Source organism: Flavonifractor sp. An10 (assembly GCF_002161215.1).
GTDB lineage: Bacteria > Bacillota > Clostridia > Oscillospirales > Oscillospiraceae > Flavonifractor > Flavonifractor avistercoris.
On record NZ_NFMB01000003.1, the window covers coordinates 437,860 to 452,096 of the forward strand.

General features: G+C 64.6%; 11 protein-coding genes. All 11 read right to left on the bottom strand.

Going from position 1 to position 14,237, the window contains the following annotated elements:
- Nucleotides 1-280 precede the first annotated feature (280 nt).
- The gene (locus tag B5E42_RS07340) at nucleotides 281-1,318 is read right to left on the bottom strand and encodes an aldose epimerase family protein (protein ID WP_242967054.1); all 1,038 of its coding nucleotides are present in this window, start codon (nucleotides 1,316-1,318) and stop codon (nucleotides 281-283) included.
- A gap of 3 nt (nucleotides 1,319-1,321) precedes the next feature.
- Nucleotides 1,322-2,818, bottom strand: a complete 1,497-nt coding sequence (gene galT / locus B5E42_RS07345; RefSeq protein WP_087238158.1) for a UDP-glucose--hexose-1-phosphate uridylyltransferase — start codon at nucleotides 2,816-2,818, stop codon at nucleotides 1,322-1,324.
- A 3-nt stretch (nucleotides 2,819-2,821) separates the two neighbouring features.
- Nucleotides 2,822-3,814: a UDP-glucose 4-epimerase GalE gene (galE, locus tag B5E42_RS07350; RefSeq protein ID WP_087238161.1), complete on the bottom strand. Its 993-nt coding sequence runs from the start codon at nucleotides 3,812-3,814 to the stop codon at nucleotides 2,822-2,824.
- A gap of 37 nt (nucleotides 3,815-3,851) precedes the next feature.
- The gene (locus B5E42_RS07355; protein ID WP_087238162.1) at nucleotides 3,852-5,138 is read right to left on the bottom strand and encodes a galactokinase family protein; all 1,287 of its coding nucleotides are present in this window, start codon (nucleotides 5,136-5,138) and stop codon (nucleotides 3,852-3,854) included.
- Nucleotides 5,139-5,303: 165 nt separating this feature from the next.
- Nucleotides 5,304-6,959 carry a galactoside ABC transporter permease gene (locus B5E42_RS07360; RefSeq protein WP_087238165.1) on the bottom strand — a complete coding sequence of 552 codons (1,656 nt, stop codon included), beginning with the start codon at nucleotides 6,957-6,959 and terminating at the stop codon, nucleotides 5,304-5,306.
- Between the two features lie 16 nt (nucleotides 6,960-6,975).
- A complete protein-coding gene (locus B5E42_RS07365) occupies nucleotides 6,976-8,484 on the bottom strand; it encodes a sugar ABC transporter ATP-binding protein (RefSeq protein WP_087238167.1) in 1,509 nt (502 codons plus the stop codon).
- A gap of 202 nt (nucleotides 8,485-8,686) precedes the next feature.
- Nucleotides 8,687-9,772, bottom strand: a complete 1,086-nt coding sequence (locus B5E42_RS07370) for a substrate-binding domain-containing protein (protein ID WP_343214182.1) — start codon at nucleotides 9,770-9,772, stop codon at nucleotides 8,687-8,689.
- A gap of 7 nt (nucleotides 9,773-9,779) precedes the next feature.
- A complete protein-coding gene (locus tag B5E42_RS20025; protein ID WP_141242484.1) occupies nucleotides 9,780-9,980 on the bottom strand; it encodes a hypothetical protein in 201 nt (66 codons plus the stop codon).
- Between the two features lie 187 nt (nucleotides 9,981-10,167).
- On the bottom strand, nucleotides 10,168-11,133 hold the full coding sequence (locus tag B5E42_RS07375; protein ID WP_087238169.1) for a substrate-binding domain-containing protein: 966 nt from the start codon (nucleotides 11,131-11,133) through the stop codon (nucleotides 10,168-10,170).
- Nucleotides 11,120-12,832, bottom strand: coding sequence for a sensor histidine kinase (locus B5E42_RS07380; RefSeq protein WP_204244390.1), 1,713 nt, complete (start codon nucleotides 12,830-12,832; stop codon nucleotides 11,120-11,122). Before B5E42_RS07380 ends, B5E42_RS07375 begins: the two co-directional genes overlap by 14 nt.
- Entirely contained in the window at nucleotides 12,829-14,112 is a 1,284-nt protein-coding gene (locus B5E42_RS07385; RefSeq protein ID WP_087238171.1) for a response regulator, read from the bottom strand. The genes B5E42_RS07380 and B5E42_RS07385 overlap by 4 nt, the downstream gene beginning before the upstream one ends.
- Between the last annotated feature and the right edge of the window lie 125 nt (nucleotides 14,113-14,237).

The window sequence follows — 14,237 nt, forward strand, 5'->3', positions numbered from 1 at the left end:
GGGACAAAAAAGTGAGGCAGTCGTTCCCCGCTCCAGGAACCCCCATGATAACTCCGCGTGTGAGTCCTTTTTCCATACACTGTATGCAGCACCTCAGAAGCTGGAGGAAATTTTGGATGAATATATGGATTTTTATAGCGGCTACCGGCTCCACAGGAAGCTGGGCATGAAAACTCCGGATCAATTTGAAGCGGAGTACTTTCCTGCGGCAAAAATCAACAAAAATAAAAGGCTCCCGCTTTTGAAACCGGAGCTGCCGGATTCGAAAGCGGGAACCTTTTCAGCACATACTCACCCGGTAGACGGTGGTGTGGCGGTAGAGCTCCCCCGCCCGGAGCACCGGGGAGGGGAAGCTGGCGTGGTGAATCGCGTCGGGCCAGCTCTGGGTCTCCAGACAGAAGGCCGACCGGGGGCCATAGGAGGCCCCGCCCTTGCCGGGGGTGCCGTCCAGGTAGTTGGCGGTGTAGAGCTGGAGGCCGGGCTGGGTGGTAAGGCACTCCAGCACCAGCCCGCCGCCGGACACCCGGGCCGCCAGGGACAGGGGGGAGACGGGGGCGGTGTGGAGGGCAAAGTTGTGGTCGTAGCCGTTGCCCAGGGCCAGCTGGGGGTGGTTCATGGCCAGGCCCTCCAGGAAGTCCCGGGGCCTGCGCAGATCAAAGGGGGTGCCCTCCACCGGCAGCAGAGCGCCGGTGGGGGTGCTGTTTTCATCGGTCTGAGTGATGGCGTCGGCAAAGATCTCCACCTGCTGGCCCGCCAGGGTGCCGGCGTCATGGCCCAGCAGGTTGAAGTAGCTGTGGTTGGTGAGATTGCACAGGGTGTCGGCGTCGCTTTTGGCCCAGTAGTCCAGCCTCATCACACCGTCGGCGGTGAGGGAGTAGGTCACCCGCACCTCCAGGGTGCCGGGGAAGCCCTCATCCCCGTCCGGGCTCACGTGGGTGAGCACCAGGGAGCCGTCCACCTCCCGGGCCTGCCATACCGCCTGGTTGAAGCCCCGGACGCCGCCGTGGAGGCAGTTGGGCCCGCTGTTGGCGGCCAGGGGATAGGACTTTCCGTTCAGCTCAAAGGCGGCCCCGCCGATGCGGTTGGCCACCCGGCCCACCAGGGCCCCCAGGTACTTGTCCTGCTTCTCATAGTCCTCCAGGATCTCACAGCCCAGGACGATATCCCGGCTGCCGCCGGGGGCGGGGACGGTGAGGGACCGGAGGATGCCGCCGTAGGTGAGCACCTGGGCGGCATAGCCCCCCGCCCGGAGCGTCCAGACGTCCACCAGGCGCCCGTCCGGTGTGGCCCCGAAGGATGCTTTCGTCACTTCCGTCATGGCCTACACCTGCCTTAAGAAGCGGAGGAAGGCGTCCTGCCCCTCGGGCGTGCGGGCATACACGCCGGCGTGCTCCAGCACTTTGGCGAACACCAGGCCGGTCTCCTTGTACACGATATCCAGGGCGTTGTCCGCCGTGATGGTGTAGCTGGGGGCAAACCCCTCCGCCCAGTCGGCGTGGGCCTCGGTCAGGGGGTCGGCCCGGAGATCCTCCCCCTTCACCAGCTTGTCCGCCACCGCCGCCAGCTCCGTCTTGAGGCGGGCGGGGAGGACGGCCAGCCCCATCACCTCGATGAGGCCGATGTTCTCCTTCTTGATGTGGTGGAGTTCGGCGTGGGGATGGTAGAGGCCCAGGGGGTGCTCCTCGGTGGTCAGGTTGTTGCGCAGCACCAGATCCAGCTCATATCGCTCCCCTCTCCGCCGGGCGATGGGGGTGATGGTGTTGTGGGGGACGCCCTCGGTCTCCGCGTAGATGACGGCATCCGCGTCGGTGTAGACCCGCCAGGAGGTGAGAATCCGGTCGGCCAGGCCGATGAGCCGCTCCGGGTCGTCCGCCGTCAGGCGCACCACCGACATGGGCCACTTGACGATGCCCGCCTCCACGTCCTCATAGCCGGGGAACACAAAGGGGGTCTCCACCGGGGCCCTCTCCATGGCAAAGACATACCGGCCGCCCTGGAAGTGATCGTGGGCCAGGATGGAGCCGCCCACGATGGGCAGATCGGCGTTGGAGCCCACGAAGTAGTGGGGGAACTGCTCCACGAAGTCCAGCAGCTTGGCAAAGCAGGCCCGGTCGATCTTCATGGGGGTGTGCACCTTGTTCAGGCAGATGCAGTGCTCGTTGTAGTACACATAGGGGGAGTACTGGAGGTACCACTGGGAGCCGTGGATGGTGATGGGCACGATGCGGTGGTTCTGCCGGGCGGGGTGGTTGACCCGGCCGGCATAGCCCTCGTTCTCGGCGCACAGCTGGCACCGGGGATAGGAGGCGGCGGGCAGGTTGCGGGCCGCCGCGATGGCCTTGGGATCCTTCTCCGGCTTGGACAGGTTGATGGTGATGTCCAGCTCCCCGTATTCGGTGGGGGCTTTCCACTGCACATCCTTTGCGATGCGATCCCGGCGGATGTAGTTGGTGTCCTGGCTGAACTGATAGTACCAGTCGGTGGCCGCCCGGGGGCTTTTGGCATAGAGTGCCTGGAATTTCTCGATTACCTGGGCGGGCCGTGGGGTGAGAACCCCCATGAGTTTGGTGTCAAAGAGATCCCGGTAGACGATGGAGTTCTCCGCCAGCACGCCCCGGGCGTAGGCGTCGTCCACCAGCGCATCCAGGATGGCGGGCAGCTCCGCCTCTGCCGCCGGCTCTCCCTCCGGCGGGGTATAGCTGTCCAGGGACAGGGCCTCCAGCAGGGCGTTCACCGCCCACATCTCCTCCGACGGCTGGATCAGTCCCCTGTCCAGGGCATAGCGCACCAGCGCCCGGATGGCCTCGCTGCGCTCCATGGGTCAGCCCTCCTCAAAGCCGTGGGGGTGGCTCCTGTGCCAGGCCCAGGCGGTGGCGATGATGGTGTTCAGATCGTTGTACCGGGGCTGCCACCCCAGCACGTCGATGGCTTTCTGGGAGGAGGCGATCAGCTGGGCCGGGTCGCCTGCCCGGCGGGGGGAGATCACGGCGGGGATGGGGTGACCGGTGACTTCCCGGGCCACGTCGATGACCTCCTTGACGGAGAAGCCCACCCCGTTGCCCAGGTTGAACACGTTGTTCTCCCCGCCCTTCAGCAGGTAGTCCAGGGCCAGGATGTGGGCCTGGGCCAGGTCGGTGACGTGGATATAGTCCCGGATGCAGGTGCCGTCGGCGGTGGGGTAGTCATCGCCGAAGACGCTCACCGCCTCCCGCTGGCCGTTGGGCACCTGGAGGATGATGGGGATCAGGTGGGTCTCGGGGTCGTGGGCCTCGCCGATGGCGCCGGAGGGGTGGGCGCCGCAGGCGTTGAAGTACCGCAGGGCCACGTATTTCAGCCCGTGGGCCCGGGACACCCAGCTCATCATGTGCTCCATGGACAGCTTGGTCTCGCCATAGCAGTTGGTGGGCTGGGTGCGGTCGGTCTCCAGAATGGGCACCCGCTCCGGCTCGCCGTAGGTGGCGGCGGTGGAGGAGAAGACGATCTTATCCACCCCGTGCTCCACCATGGATTTCAGAAGCACCATTGTGCCGTGGAGGTTGTTGTCATAGTACTTCAGCGGGTCGGACATGGACTCCCCCACCTGGGAGGAGGCGGCGAAGTGGATCACGCCCTCGATGTCCTCCGCCTGGAACAGGGTGTCCAGGGCCCCCTTGTCCCGGATGTCCAGCTGATAGAACCGGGCCTTGGGGTGGACGGCGGCCCGGAAGCCGGTCTGGAGGTTGTCGGCCACCACCACATCCCGGCCCGCGTCGATGAGCTCGTATACCGTGTGGGAGCCGATATACCCGGCCCCGCCCAAAACAAGAATCGCCATATTGCATAGCTCCTTTCCAGTTGCGTATCAAATGGGATTACGGCAGGAGGACAGTGCCGCCCACCGGCCGGATGGACAGCACGTGGCAGCAGCCCGCCCCCAGGGCCTCCTCCATCCGGGCCCGGAAGGTCTCCAGGTGATCCAGGGGGACGAACGCCTGCAGGGTGCCGGCAAAGCCGCCGCCGTGGATCCGGCAGGCGCCCCGGCCCTCCAGGGCCCGCTCCGCCATGGTCAGGGCCACGGCCATGGCCTGCTCTCCCACCGCGCCGGTGGGGGTGATGTCCTGGAGCTGCTCCCAGGAGGAGCGGCCGGACGCATTGACCAGGGCGAGGAACGCATCCATGTCCCCCCGCTCCAGGGCGTCGGCCTCCCCCTGCACCCGCCGGTCGTCCGCATAGAAGTGGAGGGTGCGGAGCACCGCCCGATCCCCCGCGGCTCTGCGCAGGGCGGGCAGATTGGCCAGCACCTGGGCCTCGTCCACCTCCCGCAGCACGGTCTTGCCGAAGAAGGCGGCCGCCGCCCTCATCTCCTGGGGGATGGAGTCATACTCGCCGGTGAGGGAGGCGTGGCTGGCCCCCGAGTCCACAATGCACAGGGCATAGCCCAGGGCGTTCAGATCCACCGACACGGAGCGCACCACGGGTTCCGCCGGATCGGCAAAGTCGATGGCCACCGCGCCCCCCACCGAGGAGGCGGTCTGATCCATCAGGCCGCTCTGTTTCCCAAAGTAGCCGTTCTCCGCCTTCTGGCCCATCTGGGCGAGCTCTACGGCGGTCAGCTCCTCCCGGCAGAACAGGTGGTTCTCGATGACGCCCAGCAGCACCTCGCAGGCCGCCGAGGAGGACAGGCCGGAGCCGGGCAGCACGTCGGACATGGCGTAGGCATCAAAGCCGGACACCGGATAGCCCCTCCGGATGGCCTGGGCCGCCATGCCCCGCACCAGGGCGGCGGTGGACTCCTTCTCCCCCTCCAGGGACTCCAGGGTATCCAGTTCCACCTCCACCAGGGGCCAGCCCTCCGACTGGAAGCGGATGGTGTTGGTGCCGTTGGGGGCGGCACAGGCCAGGAAATCCACATTTACCGCCGCGGCCAGCACCCGTCCGTGCTGGTGGTCGGTGTGGTTGCCGCAGATCTCCGTCCGGCCCGGGGCGGAGCAGATTGTGACGGGGGTGTCCTCCCCCGCGCCAAAGGTCTGGCGGAAGCCGTCCAGCAGCCGGGATACCCGCTGCCGGCCGGGCGCGGGATCCCCGCACATCAGGCGGGCCAGGGCCGCGTCCAGCTCCCCGGCCTCCAGCGCCTTTCGTACAGCGCCCAATTCCTGCATAGATTTCGCTCTCCTTTTCGCGCCGGCCGGTCGGCCGGGCGTGTTTTCTTGGATGCGCGCCCCATGGCGCCCGGAGGGCGGCGCGCCGTTCTCAAAGGAAGCCGCTGCAAAGCAGGCGGGGGTTCCTGCCTGTCTTACAGCGGCTTTTGGTACGTATGAAGGGGATTACTTCTTCTGGACGTACTTCAAGCAGTCCAGCATCACGGCCACCAGGATGATGATGCCGGAGAACACGAACTGGAGGTTGGTATCAATGCCCAGAACGGTGAGGGAGTAGGTCAGGGCGGTGAAGATGCACACGCCCACCACCACGCCGGAGATCTTGCCGATGCCGCCGGTGAAGGAGACGCCGCCCACCACGCAGGCCGCGATGGCGTCCATCTCCCAGCCCTGGCCGTAAGCGGCCGAACCGGAGCCGGTCATGCGGATGCACTCCAGCCAGGAGCCGAAGCCGTACAGGACGCCGGCCAGAACAAAGGCGCCCACGGTGACCCAGAACACGGAGATACCGGAGACAGAGGCCGCCTCCGGGTTGCCGCCCACGGCAAACAGGTTCTTGCCAAAGGTGGTCTTGTTCCAGATGAACCACACCACGGCCACGGCCGCCACCGCCCACAGGATGATGGTGGGGAAGCCGTTGATCTGGGGGATAATCATCTGGCGGATGGAGGGGTCAATGGCGCCGAAGGAGACGCCCTTGGTGGAATAGGTCACCAGGCCGAAGATGACCAGCATGGTGGCCATGGTGGAGATGAAGGGGTGCATCTTGAACTTGGCGGTGAAGAAGCCGGCAATGGTGGTAAACACGGTGCACAGCACGACGCACACCACCAGGGCCAGGATCACCCGCACCGGGACGGGGATGCCGGAGAAGTCAAACACATGTCCGAACACGCCGCCGGTGTTGGGGCCCTGGTGCATGACGATAGTAGCCGCCGTCATGCCCATGCCCACCATACGGCCGATGGACAGGTCGGTGCCGGCCAGCAGGATCAGGCCGGCCACGCCCAGGGCCAGGAACATGCGGGGAGACGCCTGCTGGAGGATGTTCAGCACGTTGTTCACCGTCAGCAGGGGCGTATTCTTGACAATGGGGGTAATGATGCACAGGGCGATGAAGATGATGATGATGGCGATGTACAGGCCGTTGCGCAGCAGGAAGTCCCGGCGGTTGAAGGTGTACTTGTAGTTCTCCCACCGCTGGGCCAGGGACTCGCCGAAGGTGAACTTGGACAGGCGCAGCATGTCGATGAGGTGGTACCGGTGGTCAAAGGCCGCGTGCCGGCGGTCTTTGGCCTCCTGGATATCCTTGGCCAGCTGCATCTTGGCATCGAACAGGCGGTTCTTTTGGACGTACTTTTCGTCCTTGATCTCCCCCTGGTCGGTGAGCTTGGCCAGGGTCTCCTGGTGCTCCTGATTCAGCTGGGCCACCACCTGCTGGTACTTCTCCTGGGCCAGGGCCTGCTCCTCCTTGCAGCTGGTGACCACGGCCTGGTAGTAGTCCTTGTCGTAGTGCTCTTTCAGATAGGCCTCGGCCTGGGCGATCAGCTTGGAGACCTCGGCCTTGTTCTGGGCCTCCACCGCCTTGGCCTTCTCCAGCTCCGCGGTGAGGGCGGCCCGCCTGCCGGCCTTCTCCTCCTGGGTATAAATGCGATCCCGCTTGAGATCATCCAGGCTGCTCTGCAGCTCCACCACCCGGCTGGTGCCGTTGGCCCGGAGCGCGTCGATTTTCTCCTGGATTCCGCCCACATAGGCGTCAATGGGCTGTCGGAGCTGCCGCTCCTGTTCAGCCGTCAGAATTTTTGTCTTATCTGCTGCCATATGGGAAATTCCCCCCTCATAGATATTTTGCGCTCAGCCGCAGAAGCTCCTCCTGGTCGGTCTCCTTGGTATTCACAATTCCGGAGAGGCGGCCGTTGGACATCACGCCGATGCGGTTGGTAATGCCGAGGATCTCGGGCATCTCCGAGGAGACCACGATGATGGTCTTGCCCTGCTTCGCCATCTGGATGATGAGCTCATAGATCTCGTACTTGGCGCCCACGTCGATGCCGCGGGTGGGCTCGTCCATCATGAACACCTGGGGCTCCCGCTCCAGCCACTTGCCGAAGATGACCTTCTGCTGGTTGCCGCCGGACAGGCTGGTGATCATATCGTCGGGGCCCATGCACTTGGTGTGCATGACCTTGATCTCCTTGTTGGTGGCCTTGACCATCTTGGGACTGGAGAGGGCCGGGCCCACCTTGTACTGCTCCAGGTTGGCGATGGTGGTGTTGAAGGTCAGGTCGCACTTGAGGAACAGGCCGTTGGCCTTGCGCTCCTCGGTGATCAGGGCGAAGCCGTGGTCGATGGCCTGCTTGGCGTCGTCGAAGTTCATCAGCCGGTTTTTGAAGTAAACCCGCCCGGCGGCGCGGGTGCGCACGCCGAAGATGGTCTCCAGCAGCTCGGTGCGCCCGGCGCCCACCAGGCCGTACAGTCCGAAGATCTCCCCCTCCCGCACGTCGAAGGTGATGTCCTGGAGATGGGGGGCGTACTTGGTGGACAGGTGCTGGATCGACAAAATAGGCTCGCCGGGGGTGTTGTCCACCGGAGGGAAGCGGCTCTCCAGGGAACGGCCCACCATGGCGGTAATCAGCTCGTTCATGTTGGTGTCCTGGGTGGCCTTGGTCATAACCAGGTTGCCGTCCCGGAGCACCGAGATTTCGTCGCAGATCTCAAAGATCTCGTCCATCTTGTGGGAGATGTAGATGAGGGCGATGCCCTGCGACTTGAGCATCCGCATCATCTCGAAGAGCTTCTCCACCTCCTGTACGGTGAGGGAGGAGGTGGGCTCGTCCAGGACGATCACCTGGGAATTGTAGGAGATGGCCTTGGCGATCTCACACATCTGCCGCTGGGAGACGGACATGTTCCGCATGGGCTGGGTCAGGTTCACCGTCATGCCCAGCTTGCGGAACAGCTCCGCAGCCTTCTTTTTCATGTTGTTCTCGTCCACCACGCCCGCGGAGTTGGTGGGGTAGCGGCCCAGGAACAGGTTGTCAATGACGTTGCGCTCCAGGCACTGGTTCAGCTCCTGGTGAACCATGGCGATCCCGTTTTCCAGCGCGTCCTTGGGGCCGGAGAAGCTGATCTCCTTGCCGTTGAGGAAGATTTTCCCCTCGTCTTTCTGGTAGGTGCCGAACAGGCACTTCATCATGGTGGACTTTCCGGCGCCGTTTTCGCCCATCAGCCCCATGACCGTTCCGCGTTTTACGTCCAGATTGATATGGTCAAGCACCCGGTTGCGGCCGAAGGACTTGCACATACCGCGGATCGACAGGACGATATCGTTTTTCGCATCTGCCATGCTCGATACTCCTGTTTCTGAAGATTAGCAGGGTCAGCGAGGCCGCTGATTCTGCCGGGTTTTTCCAAGAAACTGCGATTAGGGAGAATTCCTTCTGCCGAACGGAGAGACATTTCTCCCGTACGAAGAATTCCTTCTCCCTAATCGCATTTGTCATATTTTCATCAGGGGGCTTCCGCCCCGCCGCTGCACGTCCGGAGAATTAGCTGAGCAGGGTGGTGTAGGAAGCGGCGTTGTCGGTCTTCACCATGTTGAAGGCGAAGGCGTCATAGGCGTCGGGGTTGCTCAGGCGGTTGGTGATGTTGGCCTCGGTCTGGCCGTCGCCGCCGATGTACTCCACGTTGAGGTTCAGCAGATCGTCGTACTTCTGCAGCAGGGGCTGATAGGTGGAGCCCAGGAAGTTATCCGCCGCGTTGTAGATGTTCAGCCACACGTTCTTGGTGGGGTGGGCGGCGGCGTCCAGCTGGTTGGACACGGGGGCGTAGGTGACGGTGGAGTCCAGGAAGTCCTCGTAGTTCTCCTCGGTGACAGCCACGTTCAGGGCGTAGTAGGAGCGGGCGTCGGCGTCATAGTAGTACACGTCGTCGCTGAGCACGTTGCCCGCATCGTCCTCGGTGCCGATGCCGGTGTCGATGTCCACGCCGTCCAGGGCGTTGCGCAGCACGCGCAGGGTCAGGTAGGCCTGCACGTCGGCGTGCTGGCTGATGGTGCCGCCGTAGCCGTTGGCGATGGCGGCCACCGCGTCGGCGTTGGCGTCATAGCCGAAGGTGGGCACGCCGTTGGTCTGAGACCAGGCGTTGAACATGGCCATGCCCATGCCGTCGTTGTTGGAGACAACGATGTCGATCTGGTCGCCGAAGGAGGAAGACCAGGTGTTGATGGCGTTGCCGGCGGTGGCGGCGTCCCAGGTGGCGCCGGCGGAGTTCTTCATCTCCTGAGAGGCCAGCTCACGCACGGTGTAGGTGGTGCCGTTGATGTCCAGGGTGCCGTCCTGCACGGCGGTGGCGGAGCCGTCGGTGTTGGTGCCGATGGGGTCGGAGTTGATGGCGCCGTCCACCTCGACGCCGGTGCCCAGAGCGGAGCGGACGCCGCGGGTACGGGCGATGGAGTCGTTGTGGCCGATGTCGCCGATGGCCAGCACGTAGCCGATGATGCCGTCGCCGTTGCGGTCCAGGGTGTCAATGTTGGCCTCGATGTAATCCAGAACCATCTGGCCCTGCAGCTCGGCGCCCTGATTGGCGTCGAAGCCCACGTAGTAAGTATTTTCGTTGAAGCTCAGGGCGTTCATGTCCAGCTCACCGGTGGAGCTGTTGGAGGGCTGGCGGTTGAACCAGACCAGGGCTTCTCGCGTTGGAGACCTCGGCGGAGGGGCACTGGTGGCGGGGTGGTCTCGCCGGCGGGCGGGTGCTGCTCTCGGCGGTGGTGGTGCCGCCGCCGCAGGCGGCCAGGCCCAGCGTCATGGCAGCAGCCAGAGACAGTGCAAGAATCTTTTTCATGACAATTCTCCTTTTCCTAAAGTTCCGCAGGGTTCCTTCGTTCCCTGCGTGCTACAGTCTTATCTTAAGGCACTGCTAACCAAAAAACAAGGGAAAAAAACACGGAACCACGGGCAAATTTTCATCCAACTTGTATGATTTATCAAAAAAATTCGGGAAATATCTGACATAATGACCAATAAAGAGCCTATCCGAAGGCAAAGAGGGCCTTCTGACTGTCCAGGGAAAACAGGTTGCTCCGGTATACGATCTGGGTGGAGGTATCCACCATGGGGGCCAGCTCCTCCGCCTGCCCGGTGAGGAGCCGGTAGGCGCTCTCCACCCCCAGATAGCCCATGGCATAGGGGTTCTGAACCACGAGGGCGTCCACGCTCCCGGTCTGGAGGCCCTCGATGGTGGCCACATTGGAGTCAAACCCCACCAGGAACACCTGCTCCTCCAGCCCCAGCTCCTCCACCGCCTGGGCGGCCCCAACGCTGGTGGGCTCGTTGAAGGCCACCAGGACGTTGATGTCCGGGTGCCCGGCCAGCAGGGCGGCGGTGTCCTCCCGGGCCTGCCCGGCGTCCACCAGGGTGGTGATCTCGGCGGCCACGCTGGCCCGGCCGCACCGGGTCAGGGCGTCCAGCACGCCCCGCTCCCGCTCCTGGCCGTTGGCGGTGCCCTCGTCGTAATTGACCAGCCCCACGGACAGGGGGCCCTCCACCTGCTCCAGGGCCGCCTGGGCCGCCATCTGTCCGGCGGCGTAGTTGTCGGTGCCGATATAGGTGCTCACCTGGCTGGAGTCCACACCGCTGTCGATGGACACGATGCGGACGCCTGCCTGGGCGGCGGCATCCACGGCGGGGGCGTTCTTTTCAAAGTCGATGGCGGAAAAGACCAGGGCCTCCGTCCCCGCCTCCACCGCCCGGGCGATCATCTCATTCTGTGTCTCGTAGTCCTCCTCCGTCTCCGGCCCCACGGTGGTGAGCTCCAGGTTGTACTCGGCGGCGGCGGCCTCCGCCCCGGCAAAGACGGACAGCCAGAACTCCGTCTGGGTGGATTTGGCCACCAGCGTCACCGAGTGGAGGGGGGCCGGCGGCGTGTTTGCCCCGCAGGCGCTCAGGAGCAGCAGCCCCGCCGCAAGGCCCACGGCGGCCCGTTCAGTTCTGCCCATGCTCGTCCCCCCTCACCTTGGGCATCCGGATCTCCACACAGGTGCCCACGTCCGGTTCGCTGGCGATATGCAGCCCGTACTGGCTGCCGAAGTAGATCTTCAGCCGCTCATCCACGTTCCGGATGCCGATACCCGCGTTCTCCCCGGGGGCGCGGGTCAGGATGGCGTTCACCTGCTCCTGGCTCATCCCCACCCCGTTGTCCTCCACCCGGAAGAGGATGGCGTCCCCCTCCTGGCAGATCTCCACGGTGATGTGCCCCTCGTCCACCATCAGCTCCAGCCCGTGGTTGATGGCGTTCTCCAGAATGGGCTGGAGGGTGATCTTGTTGCAGTAGTAGTCCAGGCAGTCCGGCTCCACCCGGAACTCATAGGTAAAGCGGTTTTTGTAGCGGTACTTCTGGATCTGGAGGTAGCTCTCGGCGTGCTCAATCTCCTTGGCAATGGGGATGAGCTCGTGGCCCTTGCTGATGCTGATGCGGAACAGCCGGGCCAGGGCGTGCACCATGCTGACCGCCTCGGCGCTGCGGCCCTGCTCACACATCCAGGCGATGGAGTCCAGCGTGTTATAGAGGAAGTGGGGATTGATCTGGGCCTGAAGCGCCTTCAGCTCCGTCTTGCGCAGGTTGACCTCCTCCTCCCGCACGGTGGACATGAGCCGCTGGATGCGCACCACCATGTGACCGAAGGAGTTGGACAGCTCCCGCACCTCCCGGGTGCCCCCCACCGGGCGGTAGGCGAAGCGGTCGGCATCCCGCTCGAACCGCTCCATGGCGGCGGCCAGTCCCCGCAGGGGGCGGCCCAGCAGCCGGGAGAGGAGCCAGCTGGTCAGCAGGGCCGCCGCCAGGATCACCGCCGCCATGGCCACGGAGAGCCGGAGCATGGCCCGCATATTCTGGTTGACCAGCTCGTCCACATAGCTGACGCCCACCACCCGCCACGCGCCCCCCTGCACGCTGGACAGGGAGTAGATCACCGTGTCGTCGGCGTAGGTGCCGTCGGCCAGGGCCGCCAGGCCGGAGGTGTCCTCCGACTTCAGCCCCGCGTAGAGCAGGCGCTGCTGGGGGTGGTAGACGATGGTGCCGTCCCCGTCCATCAGGAAGCAGTAGCCCCGCTGGCCGATGCCCACGTCGTTGATGTAGCTGGAGATGCTGGAAAAGCTGAGATCCAGGGAGACCCAGGCGGCGTCCCGCCCGGTCTCCAGCGGGGCGGTCATGGTGACCACCCAGGGATAGTAGCTCTCAAAGATGCTCTCCACATGGGGAGCCGTCAGATAGGCGCTGTCGCTGGCCATGGCCCGCACCGGGTCAAAGGAGAGGTTCTGGAGGATATCCTCCCGGGGCTCCCGCCCCAGGGCCCAGCAGTCCGTCAGCTCCCCGGTCTCCGAATAGCTGGTGATGGCCACCACGTCGGGGCGGAAGAGGAGAAAGGCGGAGAGCAGCCTGTCCCGGTCGTCCGGCGCCTCCGCCATGGCCTGCTCCACCCGATCCATGGCCTGCTCCATACCCTGGAGATAGCTGCCCACGGTGTTGGACACCTGGGACACCGCCTGGGCAGTGCTGGTGCGGGCGCTCTGCACCATGGCGCCGCGGTAGCGGTTGAGAAACAGCAGGATGCAGCAGCACAGAATGATGGCCACCACACTCACCACCACGGCCACCAGGATTGTGGTGGTGGGCAGTCCCCGGCGTCTCCGCTTCAAGCGCCCTCACCCGCCCTTTCCGCGCTCAGCCGGCGGCGCATGGCGTTGGGGGACTCGCCGCAGTACTTTTTGAAGCAGTAGCTGAAATAGTGCTGATCGGTGTACCCGCAGCGGCGGGAGATCTCCTGCAGCTTCAGTTCGGTGCCGGTCACCAGCTCCCTCCCCGCCTCCATCCGCCGGCGGATGAGAATGTTGATAAAGGTGTCGCCGGCGTATTTCTTGATGCAGGCGCTCAGGTGGTTGGGGCTCACGTCCAGCATGCCGCTCAGGGACACCAGGGAGAGATCTGCGTCCATGTACCGCTGATCCAGCAGCTCCAGCGCCCGCTGGCACAGCAGCTCTCCCCCCTGGGCGGCGGGGGCGAGATCCCGGACAAACTGGGCGCCCTCCCCACTGTGCTCGCCCTGGCGGAGTGCCTCCACCGCCTCCCGGTAGGCCCCGTGGAGGCTGGCCAGGGAGCGCACCATCCGGCTGATGCCCATGTGGCACCGGCCGTCCAGGGCCCGCCGGGCCATCTGGGGAAGCTCGTCGGCCAGGATGTGCAGATACTCCTCAAAATCCGAGGGATTGCCCAGCAGCACCGTCACCACCTTGCCGCCGGAAAAGAAGCTGACGCTGCGCAGGTACTTGGCGGCCAGCCGGTCAATGGAGGCCGCGAAGGAAGGGGTGGTGCGGTTGGCGCCCTCCCTGCTGAGTAGGGTGGACACCATTACGGTATAGCACGGCCTGTCCTCCACATCCCGCAGCAGCCCCACCTCTCTGGCATAGGCCTCCAGCTGGGCCTCCGGCTCCGGCTCGGCATAGCCGTCCAGCACCAGGGGCATCACCCCAGCGGCGCGCACCTTCTGCTCGCCCCCCACCGGGCCGGACTTGCGGAACAGGGCGTACTGGGCATCGATCTTCTGGCGGATGGCGCGCAGCTCCTTTCCCAGGCCCTCGATGGTCAGGGGCTTGAGCATGTAGCTGATGATGTTGTACTGGATGGCCTGCTGGGCGTAAGCGAAGTCATCGTAGCCGCTTAGAAAGGCGATGTTGGTGGCCGGGCGCACCTCCCGCACCTGCCGGGCCAGCTCGATGCCCGAGATAAAGGGCATCCGGATGTCGGTGAGCAGCAGATCCGGCTCGTACTTTTCCACCAGCTGGAGGGCGTCCAGCCCATTGCCGGCGCTGCCCGCCAGACGGAAGCCCAGCTCCTCCCAGGGAATCATGGTGCAGACCGCCTCCCGCAACTCGTCCTCGTCGTCCGCGACAATCACCGTGTATAAGGTGGCTCCCGCCATATTGTACGCCCCTTTCCGGAAGGGCGGAGAACCCGCCCCGATTCGACTGCTTGTATTATAGCAGATTGCATACCGCTCTACAAACCCTTCCTGTGACGCGGGACAAAGTAGTTTCGTTTCTCCAT